The organism is Novosphingobium sp. PP1Y (assembly GCF_000253255.1).
Classification (GTDB): Bacteria; Pseudomonadota; Alphaproteobacteria; order Sphingomonadales; family Sphingomonadaceae; genus Novosphingobium.
On sequence record NC_015580.1, the window covers coordinates 1,975,772 to 1,994,686 of the forward strand.

Annotated in this window: 17 protein-coding genes and 1 other RNA gene; 12 read left to right on the forward strand and 6 right to left on the reverse strand. The window is 61.9% G+C overall.

Features of this window, described 5'->3' with window-relative positions; translation table 11 throughout:
* Positions 1–331: 331 nt before the first annotated feature.
* Positions 332–2,806: a TonB-dependent receptor gene (locus tag PP1Y_RS15505; protein WP_013833069.1), complete on the forward strand. Its 2,475-nt coding sequence runs from the start codon at positions 332–334 to the stop codon at positions 2,804–2,806.
* A gap of 81 nt (positions 2,807–2,887) precedes the next feature.
* Here PP1Y_RS15505 and mtgA read toward each other — a convergent pair whose 3' ends face one another.
* From mtgA to PP1Y_RS15520, 3 genes are all read right to left on the reverse strand, one after another.
* Complete coding sequence (gene mtgA, locus PP1Y_RS15510; RefSeq protein WP_007011616.1) at positions 2,888–3,556, reverse strand: monofunctional biosynthetic peptidoglycan transglycosylase; 669 nt, start codon at positions 3,554–3,556, stop codon at positions 2,888–2,890.
* A gap of 233 nt (positions 3,557–3,789) precedes the next feature.
* Positions 3,790–4,701: an RNA polymerase sigma factor RpoH gene (gene rpoH / locus PP1Y_RS15515; protein WP_013833071.1), complete on the reverse strand. Its 912-nt coding sequence runs from the start codon at positions 4,699–4,701 to the stop codon at positions 3,790–3,792.
* An 89-nt stretch (positions 4,702–4,790) separates the two neighbouring features.
* Positions 4,791–5,747 carry an RluA family pseudouridine synthase gene (locus tag PP1Y_RS15520; protein WP_013833072.1) on the reverse strand — a complete coding sequence of 319 codons (957 nt, stop codon included), beginning with the start codon at positions 5,745–5,747 and terminating at the stop codon, positions 4,791–4,793.
* Positions 5,748–5,765: 18 nt separating this feature from the next.
* On the opposite strand from PP1Y_RS15520, the gene PP1Y_RS15525 reads away from it, so the two are divergent.
* The 4 genes from PP1Y_RS15525 (at position 5,766) to rnpB (ending at position 8,203) form a co-directional block, all read left to right on the forward strand.
* Complete coding sequence (locus PP1Y_RS15525; RefSeq protein ID WP_013833073.1) at positions 5,766–6,161, forward strand: Mov34/MPN/PAD-1 family protein; 396 nt, start codon at positions 5,766–5,768, stop codon at positions 6,159–6,161.
* A gap of 195 nt (positions 6,162–6,356) precedes the next feature.
* The gene (locus PP1Y_RS15530; RefSeq protein WP_013833074.1) at positions 6,357–6,998 is read left to right on the forward strand and encodes a histidine phosphotransferase family protein; all 642 of its coding nucleotides are present in this window, start codon (positions 6,357–6,359) and stop codon (positions 6,996–6,998) included.
* 35 nt (positions 6,999–7,033) lie between these two features.
* Positions 7,034–7,738: an N-acetylmuramoyl-L-alanine amidase gene (locus PP1Y_RS15535; RefSeq protein ID WP_013833075.1), complete on the forward strand. Its 705-nt coding sequence runs from the start codon at positions 7,034–7,036 to the stop codon at positions 7,736–7,738.
* 7 nt (positions 7,739–7,745) lie between these two features.
* Positions 7,746–8,203, forward strand: an RNA gene (gene rnpB / locus PP1Y_RS24820) — RNase P RNA component class A.
* 43 nt (positions 8,204–8,246) lie between these two features.
* Here the strand turns inward: rnpB and PP1Y_RS15540 are convergent.
* Positions 8,247–9,047 carry a metallophosphoesterase gene (locus tag PP1Y_RS15540; protein ID WP_013833076.1) on the reverse strand — a complete coding sequence of 267 codons (801 nt, stop codon included), beginning with the start codon at positions 9,045–9,047 and terminating at the stop codon, positions 8,247–8,249.
* Between the two features lie 241 nt (positions 9,048–9,288).
* Here PP1Y_RS15540 and PP1Y_RS15545 point away from each other — a divergent pair, with 241 nt between their 5' ends.
* A complete protein-coding gene (locus PP1Y_RS15545) occupies positions 9,289–10,047 on the forward strand; it encodes a TorF family putative porin (RefSeq protein ID WP_013833077.1) in 759 nt (252 codons plus the stop codon).
* Between the two features lie 78 nt (positions 10,048–10,125).
* Here the strand turns inward: PP1Y_RS15545 and PP1Y_RS15550 are convergent, their stop codons facing one another.
* On the reverse strand, positions 10,126–10,776 hold the full coding sequence (locus PP1Y_RS15550; RefSeq protein ID WP_148275107.1) for an SIMPL domain-containing protein: 651 nt from the start codon (positions 10,774–10,776) through the stop codon (positions 10,126–10,128).
* Between the two features lie 195 nt (positions 10,777–10,971).
* On the opposite strand from PP1Y_RS15550, the gene PP1Y_RS15555 reads away from it, so the two are divergent.
* The gene (locus PP1Y_RS15555) at positions 10,972–11,406 is read left to right on the forward strand and encodes a VOC family protein (protein ID WP_013833079.1); all 435 of its coding nucleotides are present in this window, start codon (positions 10,972–10,974) and stop codon (positions 11,404–11,406) included.
* A 46-nt stretch (positions 11,407–11,452) separates the two neighbouring features.
* On the opposite strand, the gene nhaA is transcribed toward PP1Y_RS15555, so the two are convergent.
* Positions 11,453–12,652 (reverse strand): Na+/H+ antiporter NhaA, encoded by a 1,200-nt coding sequence (gene nhaA, locus PP1Y_RS15560; RefSeq protein ID WP_051010044.1) that lies wholly within the window; start codon positions 12,650–12,652, stop codon positions 11,453–11,455.
* A gap of 129 nt (positions 12,653–12,781) precedes the next feature.
* Between nhaA and PP1Y_RS15565 the strand changes: the two genes are divergently transcribed.
* The 5 genes from PP1Y_RS15565 (at position 12,782) to PP1Y_RS15585 (ending at position 18,906) form a co-directional block, all read left to right on the forward strand.
* Positions 12,782–14,170, forward strand: coding sequence for a glycosyl transferase family protein (locus tag PP1Y_RS15565; RefSeq protein ID WP_013833081.1), 1,389 nt, complete (start codon positions 12,782–12,784; stop codon positions 14,168–14,170).
* A complete protein-coding gene (locus PP1Y_RS15570; RefSeq protein WP_013833082.1) occupies positions 14,167–15,369 on the forward strand; it encodes a hypothetical protein in 1,203 nt (400 codons plus the stop codon). Before PP1Y_RS15565 ends, PP1Y_RS15570 begins: the two co-directional genes overlap by 4 nt.
* Positions 15,370–15,416: 47 nt before the next feature.
* On the forward strand, positions 15,417–16,331 hold the full coding sequence (locus tag PP1Y_RS15575) for a sulfite exporter TauE/SafE family protein (protein ID WP_013833083.1): 915 nt from the start codon (positions 15,417–15,419) through the stop codon (positions 16,329–16,331).
* Positions 16,328–17,092, forward strand: a complete 765-nt coding sequence (locus tag PP1Y_RS15580) for a TIGR02186 family protein (protein ID WP_013833084.1) — start codon at positions 16,328–16,330, stop codon at positions 17,090–17,092. Before PP1Y_RS15575 ends, PP1Y_RS15580 begins: the two co-directional genes overlap by 4 nt.
* Before the next feature lie 125 nt (positions 17,093–17,217).
* On the forward strand, positions 17,218–18,906 hold the full coding sequence (locus tag PP1Y_RS15585; protein WP_013833085.1) for an ATP-binding protein: 1,689 nt from the start codon (positions 17,218–17,220) through the stop codon (positions 18,904–18,906).
* Positions 18,907–18,915: the final 9 nt, after the last annotated feature.

An 18,915-nucleotide genomic window follows, 5' to 3' on the forward strand; every position in this document is an offset into this window, starting at 1 on the left:
AAGTATCATCACATGTCATTCTTTCTGAAAGGAAAAATGGGCGTGTCGACGATCGTCCGGTCGACGCGTGACATTTATGTCGCATAGCAATATTGAAGTATTTTCAGTAAGTCATTGAATCAATGCGATATTACAGATTTTTGGCAATATTGTGTCTGACGGAAATTTTGAAAATTACGTTATTGAGATCTAAAAGGAATCCCTGGCGTCAGAAAGTTGTCATGTGCGAGTGCTCTTAGCGGCTGCAGCAAATCCGACGCGGTTCTCTCCCACCGCAAATTTGCTTCCGCTCGTTTCGCTGCAACCCGATCTGACAATTCAGGGGTCCCCCATGAAGTTCCAAACCGCTTTGAACACCGCGACCAGCATGCTGGCCGTGGGAGCCGCTTTCCTTTCCGTTCCGGCGCTTGCCCAGTCGACCGGCTCGGTCGATTTCGAGGACGACACCATCATCGTCACCGGACGGATCGACCGTTCGGTTGCCGGCGTCGAACTGCCCGACACGCCCAAGGCCAAGCAGGTATTGACCCAGGAGTTCATCAGCCGCGGCACGCCTGGCCAGACGATCAACGAGACGATCAACCTGATCCCGGGCGTCAATTTCCAGAACTACGACGGCTTCGGTTCCTCCGGCGGCAACCTGATGATCCGCGGCTTCGACGATACCCGCATTTCGCAGACCTTCGATGGTATCCCGGCCAACGACACCGGCAGCTACGCGCTCTACACCAACCAGAACCTCGATCCGGAACTGATCGAGCAGGTCAACGTCAACCTCGGCACGACCGATGTCGACTCGCCAACGGCATCGGCCACCGGTTCGACCGTCAACTACCGTTCGCTGACGCCCACGCACGAGTTCGGCGCGCGGATGGTCGGCACGGTCGGTGACCAGAGCAAGATGCGCATCTTTGGCATGATCAACACCGGAGACCTCAACGACTCCGGAACCCGCGCCTACTTCGCCGCTTCGCGTGACACTTATGATGCCCTTTTCGGCGGTTTCGGCGAGATCAAGAAGACGCAGTTCAACGCCAAGATCTACCAGCCGCTCGGCGACAATGGCGACTTCATCGCCGTGTCCGGTCATCTCAACAACAACCGCAACAACATGTCCTCCGACTGGAAGCTGACGACCACGGACGGCATTCCGCTCACCAAGTCCGAGCGTGACGACTATGTGGTGGAGCGCTGCACGATTCCGGCGGGGATTGGCGGTGTGGAGGACGTCGCGGACAAGTACGGTTGCGGATCGCTTTGGGAATATCGCTACAACCCGTCAAAGACCGGCAATATCCGCATCAATTCGCGTTTCACCCTGAGCGATAGCCTGGTCCTGACCGTCGACCCGTACTTCCAGTACACTTCGGCCAACGGCGGCGGCACGAGCGTCGGCTACGAGGGTACCTTCAGCGACACGATCACCAGCGGCTATATCGGCGGCAGCCCCTACTTCGGCGGAGTAGACCTGAACGGCGATAGCGATACGCGCGACTCGGTCCTCGTTTCGACGCCGAGCCAGACCGTTACCAACCGCATCGGTGTCATCGCTTCGCTGCGCTACGACTTGGGCGACAACAACCGCGTCCGCCTTGCCTATACTTACGATCGCGGCCGTCATCGCCAGACCGGTGAGGTCGGCTTCCTCAAGGCCAATGGCCTTGCCGAGCATTACTTCAACAACAAGAATCCGCTGACGGACGCTGCCGGAAACGTCCTGGAGAAGCGCGATCGCCTGTCCTATGCGATCCTGAATCAGGTCTCCGGTGAGTATGCCGGCGACTTCGCGAACGACTCGCTGCATGTCGTGGCCGGTGTGCGCGTGCCGTTCTTCCGCCGTAACCTGACGCAGAACTGCCTGACCACGAGCTCTTCCGGATACGTTGACTGCTTTGCCACCAACAGCGCCGACGAAGCGACCCGCGCTGCCGAAAATCCTGGCTACGGCGCGCCGGACAACCGTGTCTTCAACTACAACCGCGTACTGCCCACGGCAGGTTTCACGTACGATTTCACGCCTGAAGCCAGCCTCTACTTCAACTACTCGAAGGGTGTGCAGGTCCCCGGCACCGACAACCTCTACAATTCCTTCTATTACGCACCCGGCACCGAGGGGGCCCGTTCGGCCAAGCCGGAAACCTCCGACAACTTCGACCTTGGCCTGCGTTTTCGCAGCGGCATGATTCAGGGTTCGTTCGGTGGCTGGTACACGATCTTCGCCAACCGTCTTTCCTCGGCCTACAATCCGGAAACGGACCGCACGACTTATACCAACCTCGGTACGGTCGACCGCTATGGCCTCGACGGTACGCTCGCCGTCAGCCCGGACAGCCACTTCAAGGCCTATATCTTCGCGTCATACCTGTGGTCGAAGATCCGCGACGACGTGCAGACCGGGACGGACAGCTTTGCCGAGACCTCGGGGAACATGGAAGGCGGCGTGCCGAAGTACACCTTCGGTGGCCGTGTCGAAGGCAATGCCGGTCCGGTCTCGATCGGCGTTGAAGCCAAGCGCACCGGTTCGCGCTACTACAACAGCCTGAACACGCCTGCCCTCAACAAGGCCGGGGATCAGATCTGGGCGGCCAAGGTTCCTGGCTATACCGTGGTCAATCTCGACGCGCGCCTCGACCTTGGCTTCCTGGGCATGGGCGACAAGACCTACCTGCAGGCCAACGTCACCAACCTGTTCGACGAGTTCTACTACGGCTCGTTCGATGACGCTGGCGTCAGCGAGACGGCGACGACTTACGCCTATCTCGGTGCACCGCGCACGTTCTCGGCCTCGATCAACTTCCAGTTCTGATCGCTGCCGACGAAAGACCGGAAACTGCGAGGGGAGGGGACTGCGGTTCCCTCCCCTTTCCTGTGCGTGATCGCCAGCGGCTTACTGGTAGACGCAGGCGTCGTAGCCGTCGCGCTTTACGGTGCCGATGCGCGCGGCGATCGTGTTGCCGTAGCGGCGGGTGAATCCCGAGGGGCTCTTCACCGCGCGGGTCTTGGGGCTGGGCAGGGCAGCGGCCATGCGCGCGGCTTCGGTCGGGGTCAGATTCGCTGCTGACTTGCCGAAATAGCGCTGCGCGCCTGCCTCGACGCCGTAAGTGCCGATGCCGGTTTCGGCGACATTGAGATAGACTTCCATGATCCGCCGCTTGTCCCATAGGTTCTCGATCAGGAAGGTGAACCAGACTTCCAGGCCCTTGCGCAGGTATCGGGTCCAACCTTCGCCCTGCCAGAGAAACACGTTCTTGGCGGTCTGCTGGCTGATCGTCGACCCGCCACGCAGACGGCCGCCCCGGGCGTTGCGCTCCAACGCCTTCTCGATCGCCTCGGTGTCAAAGCCGCTGTGGCTGCAGAACTTGCCATCCTCGGCGGCGACGACGGCTGCAACCATGTTCCGGTCTATCCGGCTCAGTGGCTCCCAGTCCTTGGTGATGCCATTGCCGTCCAGCACCATGGTCACAGTGACCGGCGGTGGTACGAAACGATAGAGGACTGTGAGACCCACGCTGATGGCGACGAACCAGACGACGGTTTTGGCAAGGATGCGCAGCAAGGGGGCAAGGCTCCGGAAAACAGGGTGGTGGCCGCTGGCGAATGCGCCGCGGCCCCGGTGATCTACTAGCGATCTTGTGGCTGCCGGAAAAGCGCCCCGCTGGACAGGCATTCGGCGCGGCAGAAAGGGCGCCAATCAAAAAGGCCGGGCCGACCCCCAACGGGTTGGCCCGGCCTCTTGTCCGGTTCGCGGTTGGCCTGATCCCAAGCCGCCTGTGATCAGCCCGCTTGCGATCAGGTGGCCGGCATCAGGCGCTTTTCGCCAGCGATGCGGTTCATCGCCTTCTGCAGCTTTTCGAAGGCGCGCACCTCGATCTGGCGCACGCGCTCGCGGCTGACGTGATAGACCTGGCTCAGTTCCTCGAGCGTCTTGGGATCGTCCGTCAGGCGACGTTCGGTGAGAATGTCGCGTTCGCGGTCGTTGAGCGAATCCATGGCCTCGACCAGCATGTCGTGGCGGACGGAGGCTTCCTCGGCGTCGGCAACGGTTTCGTCCTGCAGCGGGCGGTCATCCGCGAGGATGTCCATCCACTGGCCTTCGCCTTCCTCGCGCAGCGACACATTGAGCGAGGCATCGCCGCCCATCATCATGCGCCGGTTCATGTTGACGACTTCGGTTTCCGACACGCCCAGCGTCGTCGCGATCTTGGCGACGTCGTCCGGGTGCAGGTCGGTATCCTCGTAGGCGTCGAGGTTCTTCTTCATGCGGCGCAGGTTGAAGAACAGCTTCTTCTGCGCGGCGGTGGTGCCCATTTTCACGAGGCTCCAAGAGCGCAGGATGAACTCCTGGATCGAGGCCTTGATCCACCACATCGCGTAAGTCGCGAGGCGGAAGCCCCGATCGGGTTCGAATTTCTTCACGCCCTGCATCAGGCCGATATTCCCCTCGGAAATCAGCTCCGAAACGGGAAGGCCATAGCCGCGGTAGCCCATCGCGATCTTCGCGACGAGTCGCAGGTGGCTGGTTACCAGTTGTGCTGCAGCCTCCGGATCCTCATGTTCCTTGTAGCGCTTCGCGAGCATGTATTCCTGCTCGGCCGAAAGCACCGGGAACTTGCGAATCTCGCTCATGTAGCGGTTGAGGCTCTGCTCACCGCCGAGAGTCGGCACAGCCGGGAGATTGCGTTCGTTGTTGCTCACGTTCATCCGTCCTTTCCGGTCGGCCATCGGTCAAAGACCCTTGCTAGGCGTCTTAGCTTGTGGCCACCTGTTCATGATAGCACATAAATCCGATTTCAGTTTTGCAATTCATCAATGAGTGCCGCCATATCGGCGGGGACTGGGCTGACGAAGTGCACCTTCTCCTTCTTAACGGGATGGATGAAGCCAAGTTCCGCGGCGTGAAGCGCCTGGCGGGAAAATTGGAGCCTCTGGAGAATCGGGCGAAGCGCTGAAGGTGTACGTCCATAGACAGGATCACCTAATAGCGGATGGCCGATTGACGACATGTGAACGCGGACCTGGTGAGTTCGTCCGGTCTCGAGGCGGCACTCGACAAGCGCGGCGTTCCTCAGCCTTTCGATGGTGCGGTAATGCGTCACCGCGTGCTTCCCGCGGCCTTCCTCGACAATCGCCATCTTCTTGCGATTCGAACTGGATCGACCGATTGCGCCGGTCACGGTGCCGGTGATCGGAAGCGGGTGCCCACCGACAATCGCCTTGTAAGCCCGCTCGATCGAGTGGTCGGCAAACTGCGCGGCCAGACCTTCGTGGGCCCTGTCGGTCTTGGCGACGACAAGGAGGCCGGAGGTGTCCTTGTCGATTCGGTGAACGATGCCGGGACGGGCGACGCCGCCGATTCCCGAAAGCTGGCCGCGGCAGTGGTGGAGCAGGGCGTTGACCAGCGTTCCGTCGAGATTGCCGGCTGCCGGATGAACGACGAGCCCGGCCGGCTTGTCGATGACGATGAGGTACTCGTCCTCGAACACGACATTGAGCGGGATGTCCTGCGCAACGGCTTCGGCGGGCACCGCTGCGGGCACGCGAATCGTAAAGGGCGTGCCTTCGCTCACCTTGAGCGAGGCTTGCGTCGCGGATTTTCCGTCCAGCGTTACGCGGCCATCGCCCAGCAGCGCCTTGACCCGCTCACGCGAGAGGCCGCTCGCTTCGGCCAGCGTCTTGTCCAGCCTCCCGCCGCCCGGGCCGATGCAGCCCTCGATCAGATCTTCAGTGATGTTGGAACTGGCCCCCATTGTGGCTAGGATTTGGGGATGGTCGTCGAAGTGACAAGTGCCGTTCTGGCAAGATTGCTCGAAGAAGCGCAAAAGGCGGCTCCGTGTGAATGTTGCGGGGTGCTGATGGGGCAGGGAACGCGCATAGATGAGGTGCGCGCAGCCGCCAATCTGGCGCCCGAGCCCGAGCGCCAGTTCGAGATCGATCCTCTGGTCCTGCTCGCCTCGCACAAGGAAGCGCGCGCGGGCGGCAGGCAGGTCGTGGGCTATTACCATTCGCATCCGGTCGGTCATCCGGTCCCCTCGGCAACCGACTGTGAACACGCTTCGGGCGACCGGCGGGTCTGGGCAATCGTTGCCGGAGAGCAAGTTGCTCTCTGGATGGACGCCGCTGAAGGCTTCGAGAGGATAGAAATGCGCGTTACCGAAGCTTGAAGCGGGGCATTTCGAAGAAATCCACCGGCATTCGGAACGGTCGAACGGAATTCGTCGGCCACGCCGGTTGCTTTCTGGCGCCAGAGCGGGAAAGGTCCCCCGCAAACGGGGTGGTGATTGCGCGGGCGGCGATGGTCGCCGACCTGCAGGCAATTGCCTGAAACCCGGACTGAAAAAAACGAGAGCCTTTGATTGATGACCATCAGTCCCGTCGAACTTGCCAGCCTCCTGTGTTCGCGCCTTTGCCATGACATGCTCAGCCCGGTCGGTGCCCTGACCAACGGCCTTGAGCTGCTGGCGGACGAGAAGGACCCGGAGATGCGCCAGCGCTGCTTCGAGCTGCTCGACCAGAGCGCGCGCGTATCGGCCGACAAGCTCAAGTTCTTCCGCCTTGCTTTCGGCGCCGCCGGCGGCTTCGGTGAAATGATTCCGGTGAACGAGGCGCGGGCCCTGATCGATGCACTGGTTGCCAGCAATGCGCGTATCTCGGTCAACTGGGCCTTGGCCAGCGATGTCATGCCCAAGCCCGCGATCAAGACCCTGCTGAATTTCGGGCTGATCGGCATCGAGGCCCTGCCCCGCGGCGGTACCATCGACTTCGCTGCGGAATTGCGCGACGGGGCGAGCGAGATCGTGGTACGTTCCGCCGGTCCGCGGATCGCCTTCGACCGTGATATCGGCCGCGCGCTGGAAGGCTCACTGCCGGAAGGCGAACTGTCGAGCCGGACCGCCCCGGCGGCGATGCTGCACCAACTGGCGCAGGATGCCGGGGGCGGGCTGCAGTTTGCCCTCGCCGAAGATGCGCTGGTACTCGGCGCGGTTCTTCCGGGGGCCTGAAGGATCGCAGGTATCGCTCAGATGGGAGCCCGACGATGAATCGATGGTTGGTCAATCACGTCGTCGCGTCTCCCAACTGCAACATGCGCAAACGGCCGATCTCGATGGTCGTGCTGCATTACACCGGCATGAAGTCTGCGCAGGAAGCGCTGGAGCGGATGTGCGATCCGCAGGCCGAGGTTTCCGCTCACTACATGATCGACGAAGACGGGGTCGTCACCAACCTCGTGCCGGAGGAAAAGCGGGCCTGGCATGCCGGGCGCTCCTATTGGCGCGGCGAGGTTGACGTGAATTCGGCCAGCATCGGGATCGAGCTGGTCAATCCGGGGCATGAATTCGGCTATCGCCCGTTCCCCGAGCCGCAGATGGATGCGCTGCTGCCGCTCCTGGCGGATATCATGGATCGTCACGACATTCCGCGCGCCAACGTAGTCGGTCATTCCGACGTTGCGCCGGCCCGCAAGCAGGACCCGGGCGAGTACTTCGACTGGGTCAGGCTCGGCGAACTAGGCCTCGCGCTCGATATTCCCAAGGCCAAGATGAACCTGTTCTACGACAATCCGGGGGCCTTCTACCTCGCGCTGGAAAGGTTCGGTTACGACATCACCGATGGGCGCGCCGCCGTGCGGGCTTTCCAGCGGCGCTGGCGGCCAGAGATCATCGATGGTGAAATCGATGGGGAGATCGGGGGAATCCTGTTCGAACTCTTGTTGGAGCGTGACACCGGTCGTGCTAGGTGAGCGCTCGCCGGGGAGCTGGGCAGCCGCGTCCTTCGTCAGGCTCTTGATGCGCAAGGCAAAGGCCGAGGAAAGTCCGGGCTCCACGAAACAAGGGTGGCGGGTAACGCCCGCCGGGCGACTCTCGCGCAGGCGAGGGGAAGCTTAGGGAAAGTGCCACAGAGAGCAGACCGCCGATGCCTCTTCGCGAGGCAGGCAAGGGTGAAAGGGTGCGGTAAAAGCGCACCGCGCTTCCGGTAACGGCAAGCGGCATGGCAAACCCCACCCGGAGCAAGACCGAATAGGGGCTGCTGGCCTTAGGCTTTCGGGCCGACAGGCGGGTCGGTTTCGGACCCAGGCAGCCCGGGTTGGTCGCTGGAGCGGCGCGGCAATGCGTCGCCGAGAGGAATGGCTGCCGCCGCGGCGTAAGGTCCCAGTCTTGGGAGACCACGCCAGGCACAGAACCCGGCTTACAGGCTCCCCGGCAAATGGCTCGCGTCGTTGACGCGAGCCGACTTTTCAGAATGAATGATCAGGCCGCCGCGGCAAAAGTGGAGATGGCGCCGGCTTCGTCTTCGCGTGCCTGGAGAAACCAGCGCTCGGTTCCTTCGATTCCGATGGCGGTCAGCGCGCCGAAGACGAAAGCGCCCGTATCGATGCCGATACGGTTGCTGCGCACCTGCGGCTCCTCGGCGATCGTGTGGCCGTGGATGACGAATGCGCCGAAATCGCCATTGTGGCTGAGAAACGGCTCTCTTATCCAGCGGCAATCACGGCCAAGCTGGTGATCGAGCGGCGTTTGAGGCCGGATTCCGGCATGCACGAACAGATAGTCGCCGTTGCGGATCAGCTTGGTGAAGCTGTCGAGAAATTCGATGTCGCCGCGCGGGATCGCCTCGATCATGCGTTGCTGCAGCTCTTCGGGCTTCGCATGGTCGATGAAAGCCTCGTCGATGCCATACGACATGATTGTCTCGCGCCCGCCGTATTTCAAGAAGCCGCGCAGGACATCGGCGTTCTCGAGGCTGGCAATCAGCATTTCCTCGTGGTTGCCCTTGATAAATTCCAGGTGGCGGCTTCTCGCCCACTCCCTCGCGCGTGCAACAACAGCTGCGCTGTCTGGCCCGCGGTCGATCAGGTCACCCAGCAGGATCACTGTGGTGTTTGCGCGCGCCTTGGCGGCATCGTCCTGCTCAATGGCACCGATGAGTGAATCGAACAGGTCAATTCGGCCATGGATGTCACCAATGGCATAGATCCGATCTCCTGAATTCAGGCTCGGAATTTGGGCCGCTTTTTGACGTCCCAGCATGGTGCGGATCTTCGTGAACATTCTGGTGAGCGGGTTATAGGCCTCAAGGGATCGACGGACAAGGCAATGTGCCTCGCGTTTCATGCAGTGGCAAAAAATCCACACTTTCTTTCTCGTGTGTTGCTCAATCGAAATTTTTCTTGTGCCATGCGGTGGTGCAGTGCAGCATTGCTGGGCTGGCAAGATCGGTTCCATGAAGAGGACTGACGGCCAAGCGCAGGTGGGACGATGCATTGATAAGAAAGTTAGTGAGGGAATGAACATGCTTACGTCCGTCCGTGGTCTTTTTGCTGCAACACTTTTCGCGGGTGCTGCACTCGCAGCAACTCCTGCATTTGCCGATGACGCCGGTGTCCCTTCGGACATCACCATCTCGGGCAATGCATCGCTGGTTACCGAATACCGCTTCCGCGGCGTTGACCTCTCCGGCGGCGATATTGCCGTTCAGGGCGGTGTCGACATCAGCCACTCGAGCGGCTTCTACGTCGGCACCTGGGGGTCTTCGCTGGACGAGGACACCGTCGGTTACGGTCACACCGAGCTCGACCTTTACGGCGGTTGGTCGGGTGAGATCGCAAGCGGCGTTTCGGGCGACGTCGGCGTGCTTTATTACGCTTACCCGAACGCTCCTGCCGGTGACTACGACTACGTCGAATTCTACGGCTCGCTCAGCAAGACTCTCGGCCCCGTGGATGCGACCGTTGGCGTTGCCTACGCTCCGAAGCAGGACTCGCTCGGCGGCACCGACAACTTCTACGTCTACAGCGATCTCGGCGTTGCCGTGCCCAACACGCCGGTCAGCCTCAAGGGACACATTGGCTACACCGACGGTTTCCTGACCTACACCAATGACGGCACCGCCTTCGACTGGTCGATCGGCGCCGAATTCGCGGTCAACAGCAACCTGTCGGTCGGCGTTTCGTACGTCGATGCACAGGGCAACCGCACGACCTTCGGTGACGGTTCCACGTACAATTTCGTCGACGGTGCCGTTGTCGGCTCGCTCTCGGTCTCGTTCTGATCGATAGCTGAACGCGATTGAATTCGCAGGAGGGCCCGCCCGGAGTTTCCGGGCGGGTTTTTCTCCGCCTGCTTCAGGTCACTTCAGATAGAAGTTGACGGTCGTGACGACGCGAACCTTCTTGTAAGGTGTGTCAGAGACGCCATAGCCGCCGGTCTCGCCGTCGCGGGCATCGATCGAGAAGTAACCCTGGGTGGCGTTCTTGATGGAGCCGACCTGCGATCCGCTGTCTTTCGCGAACTGCTCGGCTGCAGCGCGCGCGTCCCTGGTCGCTTCTGCCACCATTTCAGGTTTGATGTCGTTAAGCCTGGTGAAGGCATAGGACATGCCTGAACCTTCCTCGAGCACCACGCCGCGGCGAACCAGCTCGAATTGCTTCCTTACCGCATCCTGCGCACGCTTGATGTCCGTGCTGCGCAAGGTCATGCGCTGGCGCACCGTGAAAGTCGGTACGCCATTATCCTTGTACTGCGATACGTTGACGCCAGTCGGCTGCAGGGCGTCTGCCGGGAAGCCGAGTTCGCGAAAGAAGCTGCGGATCTGCGCTGTATCGCGATCAACGCTGCCCTGCGCCTCCGACAGGTTCCCGGCGCTGGCCGAATAGGCGATCGTCCACGTTGCGAGGTCTGCAGTCACGTCCCGTTCTGCCAGGCCGCGCACCGTAACCGACCTGTCTGCATGCTGGGCGCGTTTGAGGCCGTCGCCCAGACCGAAGCCGCCGACGATCATGCCGATCGCCAGAACGGTGGAACTGGCCAGCCATCGTTTCGTTGTGTCCTGGGCGAAGAACCCGGTGGAGCGTTCGGCATTTTCTGGGCTAAGATCAGGCATCGCAGGTCTCCCTCTTGGGCCTGCATTCATGCCGACGAACGGCTTTATCTGCGATGAACCGTTCTGTTCTATCGACGAAATGAAGGATTTTTCGTGCTCAGATATCTCCACACAATGGTCCGTGTCAGCGATCCCGACGCGACTCTGCGCTTTTTCGAGCTGATCGGATTGAAGGAGACCCGCCGCTTCTCCAGCGATCAGGGGCGCTTCACGCTGATCTACCTAGCTGCACCGGGTCAGGAGGAAGCTGAGGTTGAATTGACATACAATTGGCCAGCGGAAGACGGATCCCGGGAAGAATACACCGGAGGACGAAATTTCGGCCATCTCGCCTTTGCAGTCGATGATATCTACGAAACCTGCCAGCGGCTCATGGATGCCGGCGTTACGATCAACCGTCCGCCGCGCGACGGACACATGGCATTTGTGCGCACGCCGGACGGGATCTCGATAGAACTCCTGCAAGGCGATGGGCGCCTCGAGCCCACCGAGCCTTGGGTGAGCATGCCGAACGTCGGTAGTTGGTAGGATTCCGGAATGCGGTGCCGGCCGCCTTCGGGCCGGCACCGGAATTTCAGGATGCGCTCGGCGTCGGCGATTTGGCGAAGCGCAGGATCGCATACCCCAGCAGAGAGGAGAAGAGCGAACCGACAAGAACACCCAGTTTCGCTTCTTCGATGAGGAGCGGGTATCTTGGAAAGGCGAGTGCGCCGATAAACAGGCTCATTGTAAAGCCGATCCCGCACAGCACCGCCATGCCCCAGAGTTGGACCCATGAGGCGCCGGCCGGTCTCGGGGCAAAGCCGACCTTGTCCGAGACGACGATCGCCGAGAAGATGCCGATCTGCTTGCCCAGAAACAGACCGAGGGCAACGCCCAGCGGAACGGGGTCAAGCAGCCCGTCGAAGCCGATTCCGCTCAAGGCCACACCGGCATTGGCGAATCCGAACAGCGGCACGATCACGTAACTGTTCCATGGAACGAGCGCGTGCTCGAGCCGCAGCAACATGCTGTCGCCTCGGTGCAGCGGTTTAAGCGGGATGGTGAAGGCCATGACGACGCCGGCGATCGTGGCGTGAATGCCCGTGTTCAGGACGCAGTACCACAGCCCGAGTCCCAGTATCAGATAGACCCACAAGTGGTGGACACCGCGCCGGTTGGCGAGGATCAGGCCGGCTAGCATGAGCAGCGCGCCCACGCCCCAGATCATCTTGATCTCGGCGGTATAGAACAACGCAATGATGACGACAGCGCCAAGGTCGTCGACGATGGCGACAGTCAGCAGGAACAGGCGAAGCGAGGGCGGGATGCGGTTGCCGAGCAAACCGAGCACGCCTACGGCGAAGGCGATGTCGGTAGCGGCCGGGATGGCCCAGCCACGCTGCATTGGCTGCCCGCTGCCGGCCGTGGCGATATATATGAGGGCAGGGACGAGCATGCCGGCGGCGGCGGCGAGGACCGGAAGCCGTCGCTTGGATGCGCTCGACAGTTCGCCGTCAAGGATCTCGCGCTTGATCTCGAGTCCGACGACGAAGAAGAAAATCGCCATCAGTGCGTCGTTGATCCACAGGTGCAGACTGTCGAGCTTGGCGACCGGCGTCCAGGACAGTTCATGATGGAACAGGTAATGGTAATCATGCGCCAGCGGCGAGTTCGCTGCGACCAGTGCAAGCCCTGCGACGATGATCAGCAGGACGCCTGCAGAGGCTTCACCGCCCATTAACTTTGTGAAAGCGCGCGCCAAATTGTTGGCGAAGTGTCGTTTCAGGCTCATAATTCTGTTTCAGTCAGACTTTCTGGTGAACGGTGCGTTCGAATACTTGCGTGATGCTCGCGTGAGAGAACTGGCATGTATTGGACGGATGGGGGTGGTTTGAACTCGATTGAAGTCATACGGTCTGCGATGGCAGTCCTGCAACTTGTGGAACAGGAACTTCTTCTGTTCGCGGCCTTCTGGTTTCTTCTGGGGGCGATCGATGAGGTCGCCGTCGACTTGTGCTGGATCTGGCTGCGATTGACCGGCCGTGCATGCGCGGGATACGTCAGCCGCGAAGCGGCCGAGGCGCCGCTCGCCGGGAGGGCAGCCGTCTTCATTGCCGCCTGGCAGGAAGAGCAGGTTATCGGCCATACAATCCACCATGCACTCTCGGTCTGGAAGCAAGCTGAATTCATCCTTTATGTCGGCTGTTACAGCAACGATCCAGCCACGGTTTCGGCGGCCATGGCAGGTGCCGGAAATGATCCACGTGTGAGGGTCGTCATCCACCACAATGCCGGGCCAACGACCAAAGCAGATTGTCTGAACCGCCTTTACACCGCCGTATGTGACGATGAGAGGCGGTACGGATACCGCTTCAAGAGCATAGTCTTGCACGATTCCGAGGACATGGTCCACCCGGCCGAGCTTGCCGTCATCGATGGTGCGCTCACCGAGGCAGACTTCGTGCAACTGCCGGTCTGGCCAGAGCCTCAGCCAAATTCCCCCTGGGTTGGCGGGCACTACTCGGATGAGTTCACCGAGTCCCATGCAAAGTCGCTGGTCGTACGCAATGCGCTTGGCGCGGCCATCCCGGCGGCAGGTGTTGCCTGCGGCTTCTCAAGAGAGATCATGGCCCGCATTGCCGGGCTTCGCCATGCGGAGGGTGGCCCGGGTCCTTTTGCGTCGGAGTGCCTGACCGAGGATTATGAACTGGGCGTGCTGGTCAGGCGGGAAGGGGGGCGTTCGGTTTTCCTGCGGGCACGCGATGCCGACGGCAAGCTCGTTGCCACCCGCGCTTATTTCCCGTCCCGCCTTGAAGACGCAGTTCGCCAGAAGACGCGTTGGATCCACGGGATCGCCTTTCAGGGCTGGGACCGGCTTGGCTGGGATCAGGGTTTCGCCGATTTCTGGATGGCGCTGCGCGACAGGCGGGGCCCGCTCACAGCCCTCGTTCTGGGCATGGGTTACATTCTGCTCTTGGTGGAAGGTGTGCTTGGCGTGTTCCGGCTTGCCGGATGGCACTCGCAGGTGGTCATATCGTCATCGCTGAGAACCATGCTTCTGTTGTGCTTCGCCAGCTTCCTATGGCGTGCGCTTGTCCGCTTCGTGTTTACCGCGCGCGAATATGGCCTGGCCGAAGGCTTGCGCGCCGTGCTGCGGATACCGGTTGCCAACATCATCACGATCATGGCGGGGCGCCGTGCGCTGGCGCGCTACATCCAGACCTTGCGCGGGGAGGCGATAACCTGGGACAAGACCCGGCACGATGTCCATCCGGCCCACGTCTCGTCCCGGACTGGAGGCGTCCGATGACCGCAGGAACCCAGGTTCGCGGTCAACCGCTGGTTGCGCTGCTCGCAGTAGCCGGCGGCTGGATCGGCGGTCGCGCCATCACATGGGAACCGCCGACCCTGATCCAGGAAGCCGTGGCCAGTGAAGGTGCGCGTGGGCCGGCTGGCGTGAGGCAATTTGGACCGCTCCGTTTCGACGCTACCGCAGGGCCCCAGTCCGCGCCACAAGCCAGCCTTTCCACGGTTCGCGACGGGCGCGAACAGAGCCCGCAATCGGATTCGCGCTTCCTCGGGAACGGGGCGGGGCTGGAGGAGCGGAGCTACAATGCGCCGGGTCGAACGGCGCCCGCATGGCTTCCTGTAATCTGGGACCTTGCGGATTTGACAAATGGCCCGGCTGCGGCCGGGTTCGGTCTCGATCGGCTGCCGCGCGTTGGGATCTACGATTTGCCGGGCGTTCAACTTGCGGCTCAGCCTGCGCCTCCATCCGTCGTCGGGTCGGGCGCGAACGCGGCCAGGATACCGGCGGGGCCGGATCGAGAGGCAGGCGCTGCGGTTAAGCCCAAGCGCTGGTCCGGCGATGCCTGGGCCCTGATACGCGGAAGCGGAAATGTGGCGCTCGTCAAGGGAGCTTTGCCGGCGACTTACGGGGCAAGCCAGTCGGGCGCGGTGCTGCGATATCGTATTGCCCCGCGCAGCGCTTATCGACCGACGGCCTATCTTCGCTCGACTTCGACTCTCGGGACGGTGCGGCAGACTTCAGCGGCTCTGGGTATTTCCGCGCGGCCGGTTCCGGGCCTTCCGATCGTCGGGGCGGTCGAAGGGCGGATGACCGACGATGCCGGAACGCGCAGGTTCCAGCCTGTCGCAATGGCAGTGACGGAACTGGCACCCTTTGAACTTGCAATGGGCCTGCGCGGCGAGGCTTACGGACAGGCAGGCTACGTCGGCGGAAAGTTCGCGACGGCTTTCGCCGATGGCCAGATTCGTGCTGATTGCGACCTGTTTTCTGCAGGACGCTTCCAGGCACGATTGGGTGCCGGCATGTGGGGCGGCGTCCAGGAAGGGGCCGGGCGGCTCGATTTCGGACCTTCGGCAACGGTAACGGGGCCGCTGGGAAGGGGAGCCTTCGGGCGCCTTGCATTCGATTGGCGCTTCCGCTTCCTGGGCAATGCAAACCCCGATTCGGGTCCAGCCGTGACTCTTTCCGCAGGTTTCTGAATCGCTGCTTTTCTCCGCCGCCACGCTGCGGTAGCGAGATAGCAGTAATGGACGTCTATCTTCCCATCGCCAATCTCTCGGTCAATGGCCTGATCATCGTCGGCCTTGGCGCGATCACCGGCCTCCTTTCGGGGATCTTCGGTGTGGGCGGCGGATTTCTGACGACGCCGCTGATGATCTTCTACGGCATACCGCCCACGGTCGCCGCGGCATCGGCTGCCAGCCAGGTGACCGGTGCGAGCGTGTCAGGGGTCTTCGCGCATACCCGCCGGGGCGGGGTGGACTACCAGATGGGCGCAGTCATGGTCGCGGGCGGTATCATCGGGACCGGGATCGGCGCCCTGCTGTTCAACCTGCTTGCCCAACTCGGTCAGATCGATACCGTCATCAACATTCTCTACGTTGTCCTGCTCGGTTCGATCGGCGGCCTGATGGCGAAGGAGAGCATCCAGTCGATCAGGGCGGAGCGCAGCGGCGTTCCGATGGCGGCGAAGAAGCGGCGCCACCACCCGATGGTCGCAAGCCTGCCGATGCGCTGGCGCTTCTATCGATCCGGGCTCTACATTTCGCCGCTTGCGCCGCTCCTGCTTGGCATGGGCACCGGCATCCTGACGATGCTCATGGGAATCGGCGGCGGCTTCATCCTCGTGCCGGCGATGCTCTACATCCTGGGCATGAGCGCCAATGTCGTGGTCGGTACGTCGCTGTTCCAGATCCTGTTCGTGACGATGGCGACGACGATGATGCACGCCCTCACGACCCACGCGATCGACATTGTCCTCGCCTCGCTGCTGTTGTTCGGCTCGGTGACGGGCGCGCAGCTGGGGGCGCAGTTCGCGCAGAAGGCGAGCCCGGTGAAACTGCGCCTCGTGCTGGCCATCATCGTCCTCGTGGTTGCGGCGCGCATGGCGCTCGGGCTGGGATACCGGCCTGACGACATCTACACGATGGCGCCGCTGTGAAGCGCCTGCGGGCGTCGCTGTGCGCGCTGATGGCGCTGTTCCTGCTGTCGGGAGCCCGCGATCCGATCCTCGTGCCCGAAGTCTCGCAGCACGAAGTCGATCTCCAGCAAGGCTTCACCGGCACCGAACTGCTCCTCTTCGGAGCGATCCTGACGCCGGAAGGCTCCCGCGCGGCGCAGGACTATGACATCGTCGTCGTTCTCAAGGGGCCGACTCAGTCGATCGTCCTGCGCGAGAAGCAGAAGGTCGCCGGGATCTGGATCAATGCGGCAAGTACCGAATTCCGCTCCGCTCCGTCCTACTATGCGATCGCCTCGACACGCCCCATCTCCGAAATCGTCGACGACAAGACCGCCGCCATCTACGAACTGGGCCTTCAGTGGCTGCAGCTTTCACCCATTGGGGCGATCAATCCGGAAGAGCAGTCGCGGTTTTCGGCAGGGCTTGTGGAACTGAACCAGAAGCACGGCCTCTATCGTGACAGCGAGGGCAGCGTGAAGGTGAGCGAACAGGTGCTCTATCAGGCGCGCATCGACCTGCCGTCCAGCGTGCCGATCGGTACCTATACCGCTGAAACGTTTGCGATATCGAAGGGTCGTGTGGTCGCTTCGGCCTCGAGCGAAGTGGAGGTGCGCAAGCTTGGCTTCGAGCGCGCCGTGGCGAATTTCTCGGATAACTACGGCTTCGTCTATGGACTGCTCGCCGTCTTCGTCTCGGTAGGCATGGGCTGGCTTGCAGGCCGCCTGTTCGCACTGATCTGATCCCAGGTTGGCTGGCGCCTGCAAGAGGCGCTCCTGTGCGTCGATGCAATCGTGTGTGCATTTTAGCCGGAAATTAACTCGACAGACCTAGAAACCAAGATCCTTGGCGGCTTTCCAGGTGCTTGATGGATCAGATGCGTATCGATGAGTTTGAGCGTGCAACTCCTGCTGAGCGGAACGTCGATGGGTCGTTCAAACCCGTGACGCGCAAGAGCACGGCTGAGCCGATTGGCGTGGTCCTGGAAGTAGCAGGTGCCGGAACGCGCATCGCGTTCGATCTCGAGAAACTTTCCCTGTCTTCTCAAGATCCCGATCCCACCGTCGCTCTGTCCGGGCAGGTCGGCAGCCAGATCAAGATCCGCGTCGGCAATGGCTGGCTGCTTGCCAGCGTACGCAACCAGAAGCAGGACAATGCGGTCCCCGGCGGTATCGCCGCCGACGCCGATTTCCTGGGCGAGGGTGAGGAAGAGCGCCTTACCGGGCGCATTCACAGCTTCCGCCGCGGCGTTACCTTCTTCCCGGTCCCCGGCGCGCCGGTCTATTCCGCGACCAGCGAGGACCTGCGGCAGATCTATGCCAGCGACGGACGCAGCGCGATCCAGATCGGCAACGTCTATCCGACCCGAGACATTCGCGCCGGGCTCTATGTCGATGCGATGCTGGGCAAGCACTTCGCGCTGCTGGGTTCAACCGGTACCGGCAAGTCGACCAGCGCGGCACTGATCCTGCACCGGATCTGCGAGCATGCGCCCGAAGGCCATATCATCATGGTCGACCCGCACGGCGAATATTCCGCAGCGTTCCGCAGCACCGGGGTGATCCTCGATGTCTCCAACCTGCAGATGCCCTACTGGCTGATGAACTTCGAGGAGCATTGCGAAGTCCTGCTGACTTCGCGCGGCGACGACCGGCAGCTCGACGCCGAAATCCTCGGCAAGTGCCTGCTCGAGGCGCGTTCGAAGAACCGGCTCGCCGAGCAGATGGGCAAGATCACCGTCGATTCGCCGATCCCCTACCTGCTCTCGGACCTGGGCAACATCATCAGCAACGCGATGGGCAAGCTCGACAAGGGCCACTCCAGCGCGCCCTACATGCGCATCCGCAACAAGCTCGACGAGCTGAAGGGCGATCCGCGTTACCAGTTCATGTTCTCCGGCATGCTCGTCGGCGATACGATGGCGGACTTCATTTCGACGCTGTTCCGCCTGCCTTCGCGCGGGCGGCCGATTTCGATCATCGACGTTTCGGGCGTGCCTTCGGACATCACTTCGACGGTCGTTGCGGTGCTGAGCCGTCTTGTCTTCGACTTCGCGATCTGGTCGCGGGAGGAAAAGACCCGCCCGATCCTGCTCGTGTGCGAGGAAGCGCACCGCTACGTTCCCAACGAGAAGAACGCCGACGGTTCCTCGGTCGGGCGCATCCTTTCGCGCATCGCCAAGGAGGGCCGCAAGTACGGCATCTCGCTTGGCCTGATCACACAGCGTCCGTCAGACCTTGCCGAAGGCGTGCTGTCGCAGTGCGGCACGATCATCTCGATGCGCCTCAACAACGACCGCGACCAGGCTTTCGTGCGCGCGGCGATGCCGGAAGGTGCGCGCGGTTTCCTCGATTCCATACCGGCGCTGCGCAACCGCGAGTGCATCATCTGCGGCGAGGGCGTCTCGATCCCGATCCGCGTCTCCTTCGACGACCTCGAGGAATTCAAGCGTCCGGCTTCGGAAGATCCGTCCTTCACCCAGCTCTGGAATACGTCCGGCGGCGAGGAAGAGATGGTCCAGCGCACGGTTCAGCGCTGGCGCGCTCAGGGTCGCTGAACGAAGGGC

Excerpts from the sequence above, each read along its gene's own strand:
- PP1Y_RS15505 (WP_013833069.1), top strand. The coding sequence starts at position 332 with ATGAAGTTCCAAACCGCTTTGAACACCGCGACCAGCATGCTGGCCGTG.
- rpoH (WP_013833071.1), bottom strand. The coding sequence starts at position 4,701 with ATGAACGTGAGCAACAACGAACGCAATCTCCCGGCTGTGCCGACTCTC.
- PP1Y_RS15520 (WP_013833072.1), bottom strand. The coding sequence starts at position 5,747 with ATGGGGGCCAGTTCCAACATCACTGAAGATCTGATCGAGGGCTGCATC.
- PP1Y_RS15525 (WP_013833073.1), top strand. The coding sequence starts at position 5,766 with ATGGTCGTCGAAGTGACAAGTGCCGTTCTGGCAAGATTGCTCGAAGAA.
- PP1Y_RS15530 (WP_013833074.1), top strand. The coding sequence starts at position 6,357 with ATGACCATCAGTCCCGTCGAACTTGCCAGCCTCCTGTGTTCGCGCCTT.
- PP1Y_RS15535 (WP_013833075.1), top strand. The coding sequence starts at position 7,034 with ATGAATCGATGGTTGGTCAATCACGTCGTCGCGTCTCCCAACTGCAAC.
- PP1Y_RS15540 (WP_013833076.1), bottom strand. The coding sequence starts at position 9,047 with ATGTTCACGAAGATCCGCACCATGCTGGGACGTCAAAAAGCGGCCCAA.
- PP1Y_RS15545 (WP_013833077.1), top strand. The coding sequence starts at position 9,289 with ATGCTTACGTCCGTCCGTGGTCTTTTTGCTGCAACACTTTTCGCGGGT.
- PP1Y_RS15550 (WP_148275107.1), bottom strand. The coding sequence starts at position 10,776 with ATGATCGTCGGCGGCTTCGGTCTGGGCGACGGCCTCAAACGCGCCCAG.
- nhaA (WP_051010044.1), bottom strand. The coding sequence starts at position 12,652 with ATGAGCCTGAAACGACACTTCGCCAACAATTTGGCGCGCGCTTTCACA.
- PP1Y_RS15565 (WP_013833081.1), top strand. The coding sequence starts at position 12,782 with ATGGCAGTCCTGCAACTTGTGGAACAGGAACTTCTTCTGTTCGCGGCC.
- PP1Y_RS15570 (WP_013833082.1), top strand. The coding sequence starts at position 14,167 with ATGACCGCAGGAACCCAGGTTCGCGGTCAACCGCTGGTTGCGCTGCTC.
- PP1Y_RS15575 (WP_013833083.1), top strand. The coding sequence starts at position 15,417 with ATGGACGTCTATCTTCCCATCGCCAATCTCTCGGTCAATGGCCTGATC.
- PP1Y_RS15585 (WP_013833085.1), top strand. The coding sequence starts at position 17,218 with ATGGATCAGATGCGTATCGATGAGTTTGAGCGTGCAACTCCTGCTGAG.